The sequence below is a fragment of the Gilliamella sp. A7 genome (assembly GCF_002142015.1).
Lineage (GTDB): Bacteria > Pseudomonadota > Gammaproteobacteria > Enterobacterales > Orbaceae > Gilliamella > Gilliamella apis_A.
This window is the reverse complement of the sequence record NZ_NASN01000050.1, coordinates 1-18,075: the sequence shown is the minus strand read 5'-3', so window position 1 is coordinate 18,075 and position 18,075 is coordinate 1. Positions and strand designations below refer to the sequence as shown.

General features: G+C 33.4%; 17 protein-coding genes. 5 read left to right on the top strand and 12 right to left on the bottom strand.

Going from position 1 to position 18,075, the window contains the following annotated elements; all coding sequences use genetic code 11:
- Positions 1–318: 318 nt before the first annotated feature.
- From B6D18_RS10335 to murA, 6 genes are all read right to left on the bottom strand, one after another.
- Positions 319–1,389: an acyltransferase gene (locus B6D18_RS10335; RefSeq protein ID WP_158092575.1), complete on the bottom strand. Its 1,071-nt coding sequence runs from the start codon at positions 1,387–1,389 to the stop codon at positions 319–321.
- A gap of 151 nt (positions 1,390–1,540) precedes the next feature.
- Positions 1,541–1,792: a GNAT family N-acetyltransferase gene (locus B6D18_RS10330; protein WP_086364380.1), complete on the bottom strand. Its 252-nt coding sequence runs from the start codon at positions 1,790–1,792 to the stop codon at positions 1,541–1,543.
- Between the two features lie 178 nt (positions 1,793–1,970).
- Positions 1,971–2,933, bottom strand: a complete 963-nt coding sequence (gene pfkA, locus B6D18_RS10325) for a 6-phosphofructokinase (RefSeq protein WP_086364379.1) — start codon at positions 2,931–2,933, stop codon at positions 1,971–1,973.
- 93 nt (positions 2,934–3,026) lie between these two features.
- The gene (locus B6D18_RS10320; protein ID WP_086364378.1) at positions 3,027–3,923 is read right to left on the bottom strand and encodes a cation diffusion facilitator family transporter; all 897 of its coding nucleotides are present in this window, start codon (positions 3,921–3,923) and stop codon (positions 3,027–3,029) included.
- Between the two features lie 11 nt (positions 3,924–3,934).
- A complete protein-coding gene (locus B6D18_RS10315) occupies positions 3,935–4,510 on the bottom strand; it encodes a DJ-1 family glyoxalase III (protein ID WP_086364377.1) in 576 nt (191 codons plus the stop codon).
- Between the two features lie 53 nt (positions 4,511–4,563).
- A complete protein-coding gene (gene murA / locus B6D18_RS10310) occupies positions 4,564–5,817 on the bottom strand; it encodes a UDP-N-acetylglucosamine 1-carboxyvinyltransferase (RefSeq protein WP_086364376.1) in 1,254 nt (417 codons plus the stop codon).
- A gap of 304 nt (positions 5,818–6,121) precedes the next feature.
- Here murA and B6D18_RS10305 point away from each other — a divergent pair, with 304 nt between their 5' ends.
- The 4 genes from B6D18_RS10305 to can all read left to right on the top strand — a co-directional run bounded on the left by B6D18_RS10305 (position 6,122) and on the right by can (position 9,300).
- Positions 6,122–6,319: a YbdD/YjiX family protein gene (locus tag B6D18_RS10305; RefSeq protein ID WP_034883017.1), complete on the top strand. Its 198-nt coding sequence runs from the start codon at positions 6,122–6,124 to the stop codon at positions 6,317–6,319.
- A 17-nt stretch (positions 6,320–6,336) separates the two neighbouring features.
- A complete protein-coding gene (locus B6D18_RS10300) occupies positions 6,337–7,371 on the top strand; it encodes a GTP-binding protein (RefSeq protein ID WP_086364375.1) in 1,035 nt (344 codons plus the stop codon).
- A gap of 154 nt (positions 7,372–7,525) precedes the next feature.
- On the top strand, positions 7,526–8,584 hold the full coding sequence (locus B6D18_RS10295; protein WP_086364374.1) for an FAD-binding protein: 1,059 nt from the start codon (positions 7,526–7,528) through the stop codon (positions 8,582–8,584).
- 56 nt (positions 8,585–8,640) lie between these two features.
- Positions 8,641–9,300 carry a carbonate dehydratase gene (can, locus tag B6D18_RS10290; protein WP_065577815.1) on the top strand — a complete coding sequence of 220 codons (660 nt, stop codon included), beginning with the start codon at positions 8,641–8,643 and terminating at the stop codon, positions 9,298–9,300.
- Positions 9,301–9,302: 2 nt separating this feature from the next.
- Here the strand turns inward: can and nrdG are convergent, their stop codons facing one another.
- The 5 genes from nrdG to trxA form a co-directional block, all read right to left on the bottom strand.
- Positions 9,303–9,767, bottom strand: a complete 465-nt coding sequence (gene nrdG / locus B6D18_RS10285; protein ID WP_086364373.1) for an anaerobic ribonucleoside-triphosphate reductase-activating protein — start codon at positions 9,765–9,767, stop codon at positions 9,303–9,305.
- A gap of 17 nt (positions 9,768–9,784) precedes the next feature.
- A complete protein-coding gene (nrdD, locus tag B6D18_RS10280; protein ID WP_086364372.1) occupies positions 9,785–11,920 on the bottom strand; it encodes an anaerobic ribonucleoside-triphosphate reductase in 2,136 nt (711 codons plus the stop codon).
- A gap of 375 nt (positions 11,921–12,295) precedes the next feature.
- A complete protein-coding gene (gndA, locus tag B6D18_RS10275) occupies positions 12,296–13,711 on the bottom strand; it encodes an NADP-dependent phosphogluconate dehydrogenase (protein WP_086364371.1) in 1,416 nt (471 codons plus the stop codon).
- Positions 13,712–13,889: 178 nt separating this feature from the next.
- Positions 13,890–15,152 carry a transcription termination factor Rho gene (rho, locus tag B6D18_RS10270; protein ID WP_065577819.1) on the bottom strand — a complete coding sequence of 421 codons (1,263 nt, stop codon included), beginning with the start codon at positions 15,150–15,152 and terminating at the stop codon, positions 13,890–13,892.
- 326 nt (positions 15,153–15,478) lie between these two features.
- Positions 15,479–15,805: a thioredoxin TrxA gene (gene trxA / locus B6D18_RS10265; protein WP_086364370.1), complete on the bottom strand. Its 327-nt coding sequence runs from the start codon at positions 15,803–15,805 to the stop codon at positions 15,479–15,481.
- Between the two features lie 153 nt (positions 15,806–15,958).
- Here trxA and rhlB point away from each other — a divergent pair, with 153 nt between their 5' ends.
- Positions 15,959–17,185 carry an ATP-dependent RNA helicase RhlB gene (rhlB, locus tag B6D18_RS10260; RefSeq protein WP_086364369.1) on the top strand — a complete coding sequence of 409 codons (1,227 nt, stop codon included), beginning with the start codon at positions 15,959–15,961 and terminating at the stop codon, positions 17,183–17,185.
- Between the two features lie 98 nt (positions 17,186–17,283).
- On the opposite strand, the gene B6D18_RS10255 is transcribed toward rhlB, so the two are convergent.
- Positions 17,284–17,901 carry a TfoX/Sxy family DNA transformation protein gene (locus B6D18_RS10255; RefSeq protein ID WP_086364368.1) on the bottom strand — a complete coding sequence of 206 codons (618 nt, stop codon included), beginning with the start codon at positions 17,899–17,901 and terminating at the stop codon, positions 17,284–17,286.
- Positions 17,902–18,075 lie beyond the last annotated feature (174 nt).

Below are 18,075 nucleotides of genomic sequence, written 5' to 3'. Positions count from 1 at the left end.
CGCTACACCTTTTCATTCGTCAAGATCTTTTTTTAAAATTTTTGATCTTGCTCACTAACACTGCTTTTGTCTGCTTGTCGCTGACGCCGTGTCAGTGGATGCGCATTATAGGCACTTCATTTTTTTTGGCAAGTGAAAAATTGCAATTATAATTCTGTTTGTTTTTTATTTGTTCAACACTCATATTGGTATATTTATAATATATCTCCAGCATTCATTATAAACATAATAAAAAACAAAACTTTGCTGTAAATCACATTTTTCAACATCCAAAAAATAAAAATACCTATTTTTTTCTCTTTTAATAGCAATTTTATTTTAACGATTGCCACCAATTAGATATTTTGCTTTATCTTTAAATATTAACTTTATTAGATTTGCAATAATGATACTTATTGTTAACGTAGATATTAAAAAGCTAATTGCACCAAGTGAAGCTAATTGTCCGTTATCAGTTCTAATTACATCTGCTATTGGTGACTTAAATACTTGTTGTTCCAAAAATAACACGATAATTTCATGAATAAAGTAAATTGGAAAACTTATATTGGCCATATATGAAAAAAACTTATATGTTCTTCCATGTTCATTTTTACGGTTTAAACCATCTAAAAAGTAAAGCGCCAAAATAAATAAAATAATTTTTTGTAATGTATCATAATAAAGTTTTTCTACACCTAAATAATCAATATAACGATAAACAAATGGAATACAAAAACATAAACCAAAAAAGAAAATCACTAACAATAGATTATCTTTAACTAGTTGCATAATTTTTTCATAGTTCTGTTTTATCATCATACCCGTTAAATAAACTGGCCCATAATGCAACAAATTTAATAATGGCCGAGTATAATCAGGTTTAGTAAACATGACCACCCAAAACATTGATATCAGACCAATAACGATCAAACTTTTTTGAGACCAAGAATATAGTAAAGGACTGATTGCAAAAATCATGATAATCATCGGCATAAACCACAATGGTAACAGTTGCGTGCCGGTCAACATCATCTTGACAATAGAACCAAGCACGCTCGGTTCAGTAAATGAAAAAAATGGTAAGTTGGATAAAAACTGATAGTGAAAGTAGAAAAAACAGAAGATCGATACCGATATATATGGACATACGACTGTTTTGAATTTAGATAAATAATATTCCTTCACCTTATATTTGTAGGTCAAATGTTGAAATAAAAAACCAGCAATTAGGACAAAAAAAGTGGTGAAGTTAAAAGCAAATAAATTCAAAAAAGAAAATAAATAACTATTAGCGATTAAATTACTATTTTTAAAAACTCCTAAGCAATGACTAAAGACGATCATAATGATAGCTACGCCACGCAATACATGGATAGAATGGATTTTTTGAGGTTTGACTGTTGCCATTTTAATACACTGAATATAAAAAAGAAAATTTAGCATACATTAGCATAAAATCTGCTAAGAAAAACTAGGATTACTATAGAAAAACAATAAAATATTTCTTGACAAAAGCAGGAGAGAATTAAAAAAGATCTATATATAAAACTGATTTTAATTAATTAGTTAATTTATTTTTAGCAAACGAACATAAAGGTATAATTTCACGCTTTTCTTGCTGTAATGTTTTCACGACAAGTTCAAGCAACTTATCTGCAATACCATGGCCTCGATAAGCAGGATCAGTATATGTATGATTAATCGTTGCCTTATCATGACCAATGCGAGTAAATGTCATTTCAGCTATCTCTTGATTATTATCATTACAAACATAAAAACGCTCATCTTCTTGCTTATATTGTAATGTCATAAAAACCTCAAATTTGTATCGAAATTAATGAACCATGACGATAAGAATTAAGAATTATGTGAAATTTATTAATAAAAAAATCTTTATAAGATCAATTGTGTGAATAATTGATATATCTATTTAAAACCTTAGTATTATCAATTATCCACATTTTATTTAATTATCAATAGCGCAATTTTTAGAATAAACGTTTTGCAGTATTATAAAGATCCATATCAAATGGTCTTTTCATATTATTAATCGCATCAATAATATCATGATGCACTAATTTACCATTTTGGATACCAACACAACGCCCTGCATGACCATTAATAAGTAATTCAACGGCATAAGCCCCCATTCGCGAACCTAAAATTCGGTCATAAGGTACTGGTGAACCACCGCGTTGTACATGTCCCAAAATCGTTGCTCGAGTTTCATGATGAACAGCAGCTTCAATATCCTTTGCCAATTGGTTTACATCACACATATTTTCAGTCACAGTAACTATCGCATGCTTTTTACCTTTAGTAAAACCTAATTTTATCTCTTCAATTAAGTCTTCTTTAGTATAAGAAACCTCAGGGATAATCATAAACTCACAACCACCAGCAACTGCCGCATTTAGTGTCAAATCTCCGCAATCACGGCCCATGATTTCAATCACAGAAATTCTATGATGTGAAGAACAAGTATCTCTTAATCTATCAATAGATTCTACAGCGGTGCCTAAAGCAGTAAAATAACCAATAGTATAGTCAGTTCCACGAATATCGTTATCAATGGTGCCAGGTAAACCAATACATGGAAAACCTTCTTCAGTTAAACGCATCGCCCCCATATAAGAACCATCACCGCCAATTACAACTAATGCATCGATTTGATGTTTCTTTAAATTAGCGATCGCTTTTTTTCTAACTTCTTGGTCTTTAAATTCAGGAAATCTAGCTGATCCTAAGAATGTACCGCCACGAGTGATAATATCGGAAACGCTAGAACGATCTAACTGAACGATTCGATCTTCACACAGACCTAAATAACCATCATAAATGCCAAAAACATCTAATCCTTCAGTTAATGCGGTTCTCACAACACCTCGAATAGCTGCATTCATCCCTGGCGCATCACCACCACTGGTTAAAATACCTATTTTTTTTATCATACAAAATAACTCCAATATATAAACCTTCGGCTATTATAAGGTCATAATAATTAACTAACAATAAAAGTTTAGAGGCTATTTTGATTAGTTTATCTACTTATTCATTTCTAAGGGGACAACAGAAACAGGATCTTGATGAATAATCACTGTTGCAGGCGCAAATTCTTGAGCAATATGTTTTTCAACTGCATCAGCGACAGCATGCGCTTTGATTAAAGGCATATCATCGTCTAATTCAAGATGCAATTGTATAAATTTTAATGGCCCAGCTTGTCGAGTTTTCAGATCATGAAAACCATGTACATTTGAGTATGAAGTAACAATTTCACTAATTTTTTGGTTATCACTTTCTGGTAAGGCTTTATCTAATAAGTCTTGAATTGCACTATAAGCTATTTGATAAGCATTATAAAAAATATATAGCGCAATAAAAAAGGCAAAACAGGCATCAGCATAAGTAATACCATACCAACTTAAAAAGAGAGCCACAATAACCGCAATATTCATAAACATATCAGAAGAATAGTGCAACATATCAGCTTCAATTGCTTTGCTTTTAGTCTGTTTTATTACATGTTTTTGGTATAAAACTAATACCCCTGTCACAATAACTGAAATCACAGAGACAGCAATACCTAATAAAGGTGAAGCTATTGCTTCTGGATGAATAATAGATTTAATACTTGAAAGTAATAAAATAGTTGCAGAACCAATAATAAAGGTGCTTTGTGCTAATGCAGCCAACGATTCGGCTTTTCCGTGACCAAAAGTATGATCATCATCAGCCGGTTTTAATGCATAACGAACTAAGAAAAAGTTAAGTCCAGATGCCAATAAATCAATACTCGAATCTAAAAGAGAGGCAAATAAACTCATCGAGCCAGTAAACCAGCACGTAAGTAATTTTATAATAATTAGGAAAACAGAAATTAAAACGGCACTTAATGTAGCCCTTTTAATTAACTTTTCGTACAAATGTGATTTTGACATTTGTTACCTATTTATTGGTAGGATGCGATTCCTTGTGGTAGAACTAGCTGTGCAGCAACTTGAGCTGCAGCCTTTTTATCTAATAGAATTTCAATAATTTTCAATGCAAAATCAATAGACGTTGCAGGACCTTGACTGGTAATGACTCTATTTTGTGCATCAAAATAAACTCTATCCGATTTCCAATGTTTAAAAGCATCTCTCGTTTCTGGATAACCGGTCATATATGCATCTGGAAATAAATTATGATGTTGCAGAACCATTGCCGGAGATGCACAAATAGCAGCAATTATATTGCCAGCTTGATGTGCTTGTTTTAATTTTTCAATTAATTGTTGGGAGTCGCGAAAGTTTTCCGCTCCTTTTAATCCACCAGGTAAAATAATCACATCAAAATCAAGATTATTAACTTCTGAAAATACCTTTTGGGCTAAGATAGTTACTCCACGAGAACATTCAATTTGTCTATCTTCGGTGATGCTAGCGTAAGTGACATTTATTCCGGCTCGAGTTAATAAGTCAATAGTTGTAACAGCTTCGGTTTCCTCACAGCCATTCGATAAAAATACTAATGCTTGCTTTGCCATATTACACTCCTTCTTATCTAATAGCTGTGTTTAAACAGCGTCAAAAATTAAAACTATTTTACTCGTTCGATATTAGCGCCCAATTTTCTAAGCTTCTCTTCAATATTATCATATCCACGATCAATATGGTAAATACGATCAACAACTGTCGAACCTTCAGCGATACATCCTGCTAAAACTAAACTTGCTGAAGCTCGTAAATCAGTCGCCATAACTTGAGTACCACTAAGTTTTTCGACACCATGAGTAATTAATGTATTACCTTCGATTTCGCCATGAGCCCCCATACGAATAAGCTCTGGTACATGCATAAAGCGATTTTCAAAAATCGTTTCTTTGATAATTCCAGTTCCTTCTGCCACCATGTTTAATAATGAAAATTGGGCTTGCATATCAGTTGGAAAACCTGGATGTGGTGCAGTATGAATATTTACAGCTTTTGCTCGTTTGCCTTGCATATCTAAACAGATCCAATCATCACCTGTTTCAATATTAGCACCAGCTTCCTTCAATTTTGATAGCACAGCATCTAATAAATTTGGATCAGTTTTACGACAAGTTATTTTACCTCTTGAAATAGCAGCTGCAACCAAAAATGTTCCTGTTTCAATACGATCAGAAACAACTTCGTGTACGCCACCACCGAGACTAGTGACACCTTCAATTTCAATACGCATAGTGCCAACACCGGTAATTTTAGCGCCCAGCATATTTAAGAACTTTGCGGTATCAACAATTTCAGGCTCACAAGCTGCATTTTCTATTATAGTTTTACCTTCGGCCAAGGTTGCTGCGCACATAATTGTTACTGTCGCCCCAACACTCACCTTATCCATAACAATATGAGCACCTTTCAAACGACCATTAACTGATGCTTTAACATATCCTTCATCTAACGTGATTGTCGCACCTAACTGTTGTAAACCTGTAATATGCAAATCTACAGGTCTTGCACCTATAGCACATCCGCCCGGTAATGAAACTTGCCCTTGCCCAAATCGAGCAACCAGTGGACCTAAAGCCCAAATTGATGCACGCATGGTTTTGACGAGTTCATAAGGTGCACAATAATTATCAATTTGACCAGCATCAAGATGAATAGAACCATTACGTTGGTATTTCACGCCTAATTGTGCAAGCAATTCGAGTGTTGTATCAATATCTTTTAATTTGGGAACATTTTGCAACTCAACTGGTTTTTCAGCCAAAATTGCAGCAAATAAAATAGGTAGCGCAGCATTTTTAGCGCCAGAAATGACAACTTCCCCATTTAAAGAAGTAGGGCCAGTAACGTGAAACTTTTCCATTGTTAACTCTTATTCATTTTAAATGGCCGTTATTATAGAAGTTATTTATCAATAGATAAATGAATTTTACCAAAATATAAGCACTAATTTATCTTCACTAAAACAACTCAACACAATTTCAATTATTTGATATACCTCTTTTATTTATCATAAATTTTATTTAATAAATTAGATTAAAATTATTATCAATCGGAGATTGACTCACTTCACATCGGCATTTATAGTGAGATTGATATCTTTGAAAATATCAATTGTTTAAAAATAAGATAATCTTAACTGCTTTATTTAATAAAAAGGGATAAATATGTTTGACTCAATCGCTAAAGCTGGAAAATATTTAGGTCAAGCCGCCAAACTAATGGTTGGAATTCCCGATTACGATACGTATGTACAACATATGAAACTAACTCATCCAGAACAAACTCCTATGACTTATGAAGAGTTTTTTAAAGAACGACAAGATGCTCGTTATAGTGGCAAAGGTGGCTTTAAGTGTTGTTAAATAGAAAGGAATAGTTTATGACACAAGATATTAGTACTTCCTTATTACCAGTCACTTTATTAACTGGGTTTCTCGGCTCAGGAAAAACAACACTCATCAATTACCTGCTTGAAAATAATCACAATGAAAAAATAATGATTATTGAAAATGAATTTGGTCCAGTAAATCTTGATAGCAACTTACTTACACAAAATCATGATATTCAAATTGTTGAAATGACCAATGGTTGCATTTGTTGCACTGTGCAAGGTGAATTGACCAAAGCTCTCCATCAATTGCACACAGAAAGGCAAGCTGGTAAATTGCAATTTGATAGGCTCATTATCGAAACCACTGGGCTTGCCGATCCGGCACCTATTATTCAAACTTTTTTTATTGATGAGCTAATTAGAGAAACCATTAGACTTGATGCAATTATTACGATTGTTGATTCTCAACATATTTTGCAACATTTAAATGAACATCGAGTTGCCGTGTCTCAAATTGGTTTTGCCGATCGTATTATTTTATCTAAAACCGACTGCATCACAGAACAACAACAAATTGAAATTCTAAATCGCATTCAGAAAATTAATAGTAAAGCAACTATCTATCAAGCGATTAATGGTAAAATTGCAAAATCACAATGGTTAGATATCCATGCTTTTGATTTAGATGAGGAGTTAGTTCTTAATAAAGGTTTTTTTATTGTTAATCCGTCCAAGCAGTTAGAAACTAATTTTAAAACAATTCCATATCAAACCTCATCCTGGAATGATGAGATATGTTCCTATCTTTTTGAGGCAAAAGAACTTGACCTTAAAAAGATTGGTTCATTTATGGAAAATCTAGTTGAAAAATATGGTAATGATATGCTCCGCTATAAAGGGATACTTGCAATTAAAGACAATAACCAAAGGCTCATTGTTCAAGGAGTCCATAAAGTTGTCGGCTTTGATTACGGTTCTCCATGGCAACAAGCTTCCGAAAAAATATCTCGCTTAGTTGTGATTAGTCGAACTTTACCATTTGATGAATTAAATAAGGAATTTTTACAGACGGTAGCAAATTAACTGATCACAATTAATTAAAATCGACTAAAAAACCCCTTTCCTCAAAAATTTTTAGTAAAATTGACTAAATCTTCGATTTTACTATTAACCGCCTTTTTATCGAATATGATAAAATGGTCAGCTTTCAACCAAATAAAACAGATAACACAAGAATATGGATTACGATATAGCCATCATTGGACTTGGACCTGCCGGTAGCACGCTCGCTCGGTTACTTAACCCATCTTTTAAGATCATTGCATTAGATAAAAAGCATCAAGCTGGTGATGAAGGTTTTCATAAACCATGTGGTGGTTTATTGGCCAATGATGCACAGAAAGCGTTTGTAAGACAAAAGCTAAATTTACCATTGGATATATTAACTGATCCGCAAATTTTCAGCGTAAAAACCATCGATCTGCAAACTAAACTGATCCGTAATTATCAACGCAGTTATGTCAGTTTTGATCGACATAAATTCGACCTATGGTTAAAGTCGCTTATACCAAATAGTGTTAATGTGTTACATGATACATTATGCAAAGAAATCAGAAGAGTCATTGATGGGTATCAAATCACTTATATTGATGAAAATAAAATTGAACATAAGATTACCGCTAGATACGTAGTTGGTGCTGATGGCGCAAATTCAGTTGTGAGACGTATGCGCTATCCTAATCATTCCATTAGACAATATGTTGCTATCCAACAATGGTTTACGGATAACCATAAAATTCCTTTTTATTCTTGTATTTTTGATAATAAAACCACAAATTGTTATGCATGGAGCATTTCCAAAAATAAACATTTCATTTTTGGTGGAGCCTTCCCTAAAAAGACAGCCAATCAACATTTCGAGTTATTAAAAGAAAAATTAGCTCAACAAGGTTTTATTTTTGGCGAACCTCTAAAAACCGAAAAGTGTCTTGTTGTTTATCCAAATCGATTCCGAGATTTTTATACTGGTAATGAAAATATCTTTTTAATTGGTGAAGCGGCTGGATTTATTAGTGCTAGCTCATTAGAAGGTATCAGTTATGCACTTGATAGCGCTGAGATTCTTAGCAAAATATTAAATAGTGGCGTAGCAAAACCTAATAAACATTATTATCAAAAAACAATGCCTTTACGCTTTAAACTATATAGCAAAATTATCAAAGCAAAAATTCTTACTACGCCAATATGGCGAAAGTTAATAATGAAAAGTAAAATTCAGCATATAAAAACAATTTAGTTAATACAAAATTAGCAAATGTTACTAACGATGAAATATAACAAGGAATAGACATTATGTTTGATGTTAGCGATCTCATTCGCTTTAATCACGAATGGTCAGAAAAAATAGAACAAGAAGATCCTGATTTTTTTAAACAGCTTGCCATTGCTCAAAATCCAAAGTTTTTATGGATTGGCTGTTCTGATAGTCGAGTACCAGCTGAAAAATTGATTAAATTAAAACCTGGAGAATTATTTGTTCACCGTAATGTTGGTAATTTGGTTATCCATACCGATCTTAACTGTTTATCTGTCGTGCAATATGCCGTTGATGTACTTGAAATAGAAGATATTATCATTTGTGGACACTTAGGTTGTGGTGGAATTAAAGCTGCAGTAGAAAATCCCGATCTAGGTCTAATTAACAATTGGTTACTACATATTCGTGACTTATGGTTCCGTTATAGTTCTTTAATCGGCGAGTTTCCCGCCGATATTCGTTTAGATATTTTATGTGAGCTTAATGTTATTGAACAAGTCTATAATCTTGGACATTCAACAGTAATTCAATCCGCATGGCAAAGAGGTAAAAAAGTTAATTTACATGGTTGGGTTTATGGGATTGATAATGGCAAGATTACTGACTTACATATTACATCATCGAGCAGTGAAAATCTTGAAATCAATTATCGAGAAGCTATTTCTTATCTATTAAATTTGCATAAATCACAATAATTTTATTTAAATCGATGGATAATTTGATTACTGCTGCCTCGCCATAATAGCTTAGGATCAGCCAGTTCTTGCACAAATTTTCCATCAATCAAAACATCTATATAGGGAACTACAGCTTGTTGAGCGTCGGTTAACTCATCAAGCTTGTAGCCTGTCCATAACCAAATATCTTTATTATCACACTCATCTTTTACTCGTTTTACCAGTTTTAAAATGGCAGGAATATTTTGTGGATGCAAAGGATCACCACCAGAAAGTGATAATCCTTGGCGTTTTATTTCAGTATCTTGTAAATCTTTAATAATTTGATCTTCAAGTGATTGTGTAAATGGCTTACCAGAGTTTATTCCCCATGTGCTTTTGTTATAACAGCCAGGACATTGATGTATACAGCCAGCAACAAAAAGTGCACAACGAGTCCCTTCACCATTAACCACATCAACAGGATAATAACGATGATAATTCATAATGATAAAATAATTTATTAACCTATTTGCCCATTATCTAAATGTTTAACTCGGCGTTTGACTTCTTCTTGTTTACCCGCATTAAATGGACGAGCATCCGGACTGCCTAAATATCCACAAACACGACGAGTAACAGAAACTTTAGCTGAATCATGATTACCACAGCTAGGACAAACAAAACCTTTGCTAGTACATGAAAATTCACCGGTATAACCGCATTCATAACATTCGTCAATTGGCGTATTGGTACCATAATAAGGTACACGCGTATAGCTGTAGTCCCACACATCTTCTAATGCTTTAACATTATTAATCATGTTAGGGTATTCGCCATAACAGATAAAACCACCGCTTGCTACTGCCGGATAAGGTTTTTCAAATTCGATTTTTTCATATGGATTCACTTTTTTCTCAACATCAAGGTGGAAACTATTAGTATAATAACCTTTATCTGTTACTCCAGGAATAATACCAAATTCAGAAGTATCTAAACGGCAGAATCGGTCGCATAAGTTTTCACTCGGTGTACTATATAAGCTAAATCCATAACCAGTCTCTTTTTTCCATTGTTCAACCGCTTTAGCTAAATGTTCAACGATTGCTACACCTTTATTACGTAAGGTTTCACTATCGAATGGATGAGTTTGGTTACCATAAAGTGCATTTAAAGTTTCATGCAGACCAATATAACCTAAAGAGATTGATGCACGGCCATTTTTAAAGATTTCAGAAACATTATCATCTTCTTTTAAGCGAACACCACAAGCACCTTCCATATATAAAATCGGAGCAACACGAGCTTTGACACCATCGAGACGAGCAATACGAGTCATTAATGCATTTTTACAAAGTGCTAAACGTTTGTCTAAAATTTCCCAGAAACGAGCTTCATCACCTTTAGCTTCAATAGCGATACGAGGTAAGTTAAGACTAATGACACCTAAATTATTCCGACCATCATGAATTTGTTGACCATCTTCTTCATAAACACCTAAAAAGCTACGGCATCCCATTGGCGTTTTAAATGATCCAGTTACTTCAACAACTTTATCGTAGTTTAAAATATCTGGATACATACGTTTACTTGCACACTCTAACGCTAACTGTTTAATATCATAATTAGCATCACCTTGTTTGTGATTAATACCATCTTTAATGGCAAACACTAATTTAGGGAATACCGCCGTTTTATGATTTTTACCTAACCCTTTTATGCGCACTTTTAAAATTGATTCTTGAATTAACCTTGATTCCCAGCTTGTTCCTAAACCAAACCCAAATGTAACAAATGGAGTTTGTCCATTAGCAGTATGTAAAGTATTTACTTCATATTCTAAAGATTGAAATGCATCATAACACTCTTTTTGGGTACGACTTTCTGCATAAGCCTCTGGATTTGGGATATTCCATTCTTCAGCAACTTGCTTATGTTTTTGATAACTAATAGTGACAAATTTTGCTAAAATTTCATCAATACGATTAATGGTGGTGCCACCATAAATATGACTAGCAACTTGCGCAATAATTTGAGCCGTTACGGCTGTGGCTGTTGCAATAGATTTTGGCGGTTCAATTTCAGCATTACCCATTTTAAAACCATTAGTTAACATGCCATCTAAATCAATTAGCATACAGTTAAACATTGGGAAAAATGGGGCATAATCAAGATCATGATAATGTATTTCACCACAATCATGAGCACGTGAAATATCCTTTGGTAATAAATATTGTTTAGCATAATGTCGAGCAACAATACCTGCTAATAAATCACGTTGAGTGGGAATAACTTTACTATCTTTATTCGCATTTTCATTCAAAATAGCAACATTACTTTGTTCTATTAGCCCACGAATATCTTGATTTAAACGGCTACGCTCTTCACGAGCACGATCGCGATCATGTCGATATTCAATATAGGTTCTCGCTAATTTTTTATAAGGGCCTGACATTAGTTGATTTTCAACAACATTTTGAATCTCATTAATATCGACACTTTCACGATCCATCATTTGATTAGTCACCACGCGAGCTACCGCTGCACAATAATCTGGATCATTAACATTAGCCGCAACAGCTGCTCTTATAATAGCATCCTTAATACGAGTCTCATTAAATGCAGTCTGACAACCATCACGTTTGATTACTACGGGCATATATACTCCTCAATATTCATTAATAGTTAGCGCTTAGCATGAGTTTTTATCGACCTTAATAGTTACTGTTCTTATTCAAAACTATTGATTTTTTATTAAAATATGAGGCATTTTGATATAAACTCGGATTTTCACACCGCTTTAGAAAACACTATATGTAGTAAATATATTGGAATTATACACCATATATTGTGCTTTTCTAGTTTTTAAAAAAAATAATTTACTTGACAAAGCAAACGCCAATAATCACAAGTCTTCCGGTGAATAGCATTAAAAAAATTTGGATAAATAGGATATAAAAGGTGAATAAATTTTGTTAGAGTGCAAATTAATTTTGCACTCTTATATAAGAACAAGTATAGATATTAATCAGAATTAAGATTCAATATTTAACCAATCAGTATGGAACACACCCTCTTTATCGATTCGTTTATAAGTATGCGCACCAAAATAATCTCGTTGAGCCTGAATCAAATTAGCGGGTAATACTGCTGAACGATAACTGTCATAATATGCAATTGCTGCCGATAACGTAGGAACAGCAATACCTTGCGAAACAGCTAAACAGATTACATCACGCAATGATTGTTGATAGGCTTCAACAGTCTTAGAAAAATATGGTGCTAAAAGTAAGTTATCAATACTGTTATTTTCACTATAAGCATCAGTAATTTTTTGTAAAAATTGTGCGCGAATAATACAACCTGCCCTAAAAATCTTAGCAATTTCACCATAATTTAGTTGCCAGTTATAATGTTCTGATGCAGCCTTTAATTGAGCAAACCCTTGTGCATAAGAGATAATTTTACCCATATAAAGTGCTTTACGAACTTTTTCAATTAACGCTTGCTTATCCCCTGTAAATGCCTCTTTACTAGGTCCTTTTAGTACTTTTGATGCAACAACACGTTGATCTTTAATCGCTGAAATATAACGTGCAAATACCGATTCAGTAATTAAAGATAATGGTTCACCTAAATCTAATGCGCTTTGGCTCGTCCATTTGCCAGTACCTTTATTACCTGCCGCATCAAGAATCTTATCAACCAAATAATCACCATTTTCATCTTTATATTTAAAGATGTCTGCGGTAATTTCGGTTAAATAACTATCTAACTCGCCTTTATTCCAATTAGAAAAAACATCAGAAAGTTCATCATTAGTTAACCCACCTACATGTTTTAACACACTATAGCTTTCAGCGATTAATTGCATATCACCATATTCAATACCATTGTGAGCCATTTTAACATAATGTCCGGCTCCATCAGGGCCTATATAAGCTACACAAGGTTCTCCATCCGCTTTTGCAGCAATTTTTTCTAAAATTGGTGCAACAAGTTCATATGCTTCTTTTTGACCGCCAGGCATAATTGATGGCCCCTTTAGTGCGCCTTCTTCGCCACCTGAAACACCTGTCCCAATAAAATTAAAGCCTTCATCAGATAGCATTTTATTACGACGAATAGTATCCTCAAAATAAGCATTACCACCATCAATAATAATATCACCTTTATCTAACAAGGGTTTGAGTTCATCTATGACTGCATCGGTACCTTTCCCAGCTTGCACCATAATTAGGATACGACGAGGTTTTTCTAAAGAATTGACAAAATCTTCAATACAATAATAAGGAACCAATCGTTTATCAGAATGTTCTGCTATAACCTCTTCTGTTTTATCTCTTGAGCGATTGTAAATTGATACTGAAAATCCACGACTTTCAATATTCAGTGCTAGGTTTCGCCCCATAACGGCCATTCCGATGACACCGATTTGTTGTTTAGACATAATTAGGCTCCTTTACTTTACTTGATTTAATCTTTATAACCTTACAAGGTTTGATATTACTGCGTTAACACAATTATTTAGTCACAATAGATTACATTCTGCCATAAAAAAAGCCGTATCAATACATAATACGGCTTTTTTTCATTACTTTAATTAAACTACTTTAAAATAATGCAAATTATGAACGTTTCATCATTTCAAAAAACTCGTCATTAGTTTTAGTCATGGCAAGTTTATCGATTAAGAATTCCATTGCATCAATTTCGCCCATTGGATTGAGAATTTTACGTAAAATCCACATTTTTTGTAATTCGTCTGGAGAAGTCATTAAATCTTCTTTACGAGTACCTGAACGGTTAAAGTCAATAGCAGGAAATACGCGGCGTTCTGCAATTTTACGCGATAAATGTACTTCCATATTACCAGTACCTTTAAACTCTTCGTAAATAACTTCATCCATTTTAGAACCAGTATCAATTAGAGCTGTCGCTATAATTGTTAAACTACCACCTTCTTCCACATTACGAGCAGCACCAAAAAAGCGTTTAGGTCGATGTAAAGCATTAGCATCAACACCACCAGTTAATACTTTGCCTGATGATGGGATAACAGTATTGTATGCACGCGCTAAACGAGTAATTGAGTCTAATAAAATAATGACATCTTTTTTGTGCTCAACCAAACGTTTCGCTCGTTCAATTACCATTTCGGCAACTTGAACATGTCTTGCCGCTGGTTCATCAAACGTAGAAGCCACAACTTCACCTTTAACTAGGCGTTGCATTTCAGTCACTTCTTCTGGTCGCTCATCGATCATCAAAACGACTAATTCACACTCAGGATGATTAACCGCTAAACTTTGAGCAATGTTTTGTAGTAACATGGTTTTACCCGCTTTAGGTGGCGCAACAATCAAACCACGTTGACCTTTACCAATTGGAGAGGCTAAATCAAGTACTCTTGCGGTAATATCTTCTGTTGAGCCATTGCCACGTTCCATACGTAAGCGAGAGTTAGGATGTAGAGGAGTTAAGTTTTCAAAAAGGATCTTATTACGAGCGTCTTCGGGTTTGTCGTGGTTAACTTCATTTACTTTTAATAAAGCAAAATAACGTTCACCTTCTTTTGGCGGTCTAATTTTACCGGCTATAGTATCACCAGTTCGTAAGTTAAATCGCCTAATTTGACTTGGTGAAACATATATATCATCAGGCCCCGCTAAATAAGAACTATCTGCAGAACGCAAAAAGCCAAAGCCATCTTGCAAAATCTCTAGAACACCGTCGCCAAAAATATCTTCACCACTTTTAGCGTGCTGTTTTAAGATTGCAAAGATAATATCTTGTTTTCTAAGACGGGCAAGATTTTCAAGCCCCATTTTTTTCTCACCAAGCGCTACAAGCTCGGCGACAGATGTGTTTTTTAATTCAGTTAAATTCATAGTTTTAAAAATTCTTGAGGATAAAATTGATATGTTTGCAATTACTGCTTTTGTTGTATATTTCTTTCATTTATTTATAAAAATTTCTCTTTCTAGCAATGTATAAAATTAATTATTACTTAGCTTTTGATGATAATTACGCGATTGGATATTGAATTTTCACCACTTTATCAAGAAAAACAATGGATTGCTGAAAGGGGTTTCTGTAAGAATTTTAGCAATTTACACTAAAATTATAAGACTGTCTATATTTTTAATTATATTTTATGGAAATAAAAATAATAAGCGCCATTATAAACGCTTATTATTGATATTTATTGAACAAATTAAAGTTGTGGGTCAATAAATGCTTTAAGTTGTACTTTAGATAATGCTCCTACTTGAGTAGCAACTACTTCACCATTTTTAAAAATTAATAATGTTGGAATACCACGAATACCAAATTTTGGCGCTATATTCGGATTTTGTTCTACGTTTAATTTAGCAATAATAATTTTATCACCATACTCTTGAGCGATTTCCTCTAAAATAGGGGCAACCATTTTACAAGGTCCACACCATTCAGCCCAAAAATCAACTAATACAGGTTTAATCGATTCATTAATAGTTTTATCAAATGTAGCTTCAGAAAGTGAAACAATGCTATGACTCATTTAATTATCTCCTAAGGAATTTATCTGAAATTATATTAGGATATTTTCATATCTACCGCTAGTAATTATTATAATAGGATATAATTATTAGTGAAGTTGTTATATTTAGTATGTTACAATTGCCCTATTCTGATAATTATACTTTAAACAATAATGATTCAATCATATCTTACAAAAACCACTTTCAATCAATTTCCCCTTCATCCATTAGTTATACAAGCATTGGAGAAAAAAGGTTTTGTTTACTGCACCCCAATTCAAGAACAAACATTACCATTAACCTCAAAAGGAATTGACATTGCAGGGCAAGGACAAACTGGTACGGGTAAAACGATTGCGTTTTTGGCTTCGACATTTAATCATTTATTGAATAATGATCCATTAGCCGATCAAATGCCAAATCAACCACGAGCTATCATTATCGCACCAACGCGTGAATTAGTGGTACAAATTTATCATGATGCACAAACGCTTTCAGAACAAACTGGCCTCAAATTAGGCTTAGCTTATGGTGGTGATGGTTATGATAAACAATTAAAAATGTTATCTGCTGGTATTGATATATTAATTGCTACCACTGGCCGATTAATTGATTATGCAAAACAAAATTATATTAATCTAGAGGCGATTCAGGTCGCTGTTCTTGATGAAGCAGATCGTATGTTTGATTTAGGTTTTATCCGTGATATACGTTGGATATTTAAACATATGACATCGCCTAAAAAACGCCTGACTATGTTATTTTCAGCAACTTTAACCCATAATGTTCGTGAACTTGCTTTTGAATATATGAATGATCCTCAATATGTTGAAGTCGAACCAGAACAAAAAATTGGCCACAGAATTAAAGAAGAACTATTTTTCCCATCAAATGAGGATAAATTAGCTTTACTACAAACTTTAATTGAAGAGGAATGGCCTGATCGCTGTATTGTATTTGCAAATACTAAAGTTGCTTGTGAGAAAGTTTGGCGCCATTTAGTGGCTGACGGTCATCGTGTCGGCTTATTGACAGGTGATATAGCACAAAAAAAACGTTTATCTATTCTAGATAAATTCACTCAAGGTGATCTTGATATATTAGTCGCAACTGATGTTGCTGCACGAGGTTTACATATTCCAAATGTAACTCACGTTTTTAATTATGACCTACCTGATGATTGTGATGATTATCGACATCGAATTGGTCGTACCGGCCGTGCTGGTGCTGAAGGTTATTCAATTTCGTTAGCTTGTGAACGTTATTCTCAAAACCTACCAGCTATTGAGAAAGCGATTGATCATGCCATTCCTGTTACCCAATATGATCCCCATGCATTACTCACGGATCTACCGACACCAAGACCTTTCAAAAGAACAACTCGTAGAAGACCATCATAATAAGTTAACATCTAGTAACTGAAACAAAAATTAATTTAATACCATCATTAAACCAATAAATTTAATGATGGTATTTAACTTATAGGATAAACCGACAATTAATCGAGTTTTTGCTTGGTTTGCAAAAACTCCTGATAAGCTAATTTTATTTCTTTTTTTAAATCTTGAGATAATAATGCTACATGTTGGCCTGATAATGCCCCATATAATCCAAATAAAACATTAAACGATAGTTTCGGATTTTTATGTTTAATTCGGTAATAAGTTTCCAAATACCCCTTAGTTTTAAAGCTCTGAATATCAGTAATATCAACACTTATCATTAACTTTTCTAATGATACTGACATATTAGGTAACGCTTTTAGACGATTTTGCGTTTTTGCTAATTTTTCGCTTTGGTCTTGTTTAGCATGCTCAATGACTATTTTCACAATATCAAGTAGTTTCTTACGGTCTGTCAGTAAGTTGTCATCAACTTTATAATAATCAAGCAATTTATTAGAACCATCAAAAACTAAATTGAGTGGCTGCATCCCAAGCTCAATAAAAATAGAACGATAATTAGGATGAGCTCTTAAATAAACATTTTTTTGGTCAACCCACCCAAACATAGTTGACTCGCTATTAAGACTAAATCCGCCAAAAAACGATCTTATCGAAACGTCTTTAAAGCCAGAAAACTCCTGTTTTATTTTTTCCGCTAATTTTTTACGCATAATAAGTACCTTTTTAACTTACTCGTTTAAGTGATTTCAGTGGAATTTTTTTATGTTAAACTATAGCAAATTGATTGATATTTAAATGACTATTTAAGATAAATTGATAAATATGGGATCTGTCTTCCATAAATGAACATTAATAATATTTATGCTTGATTAATTATATTTTTT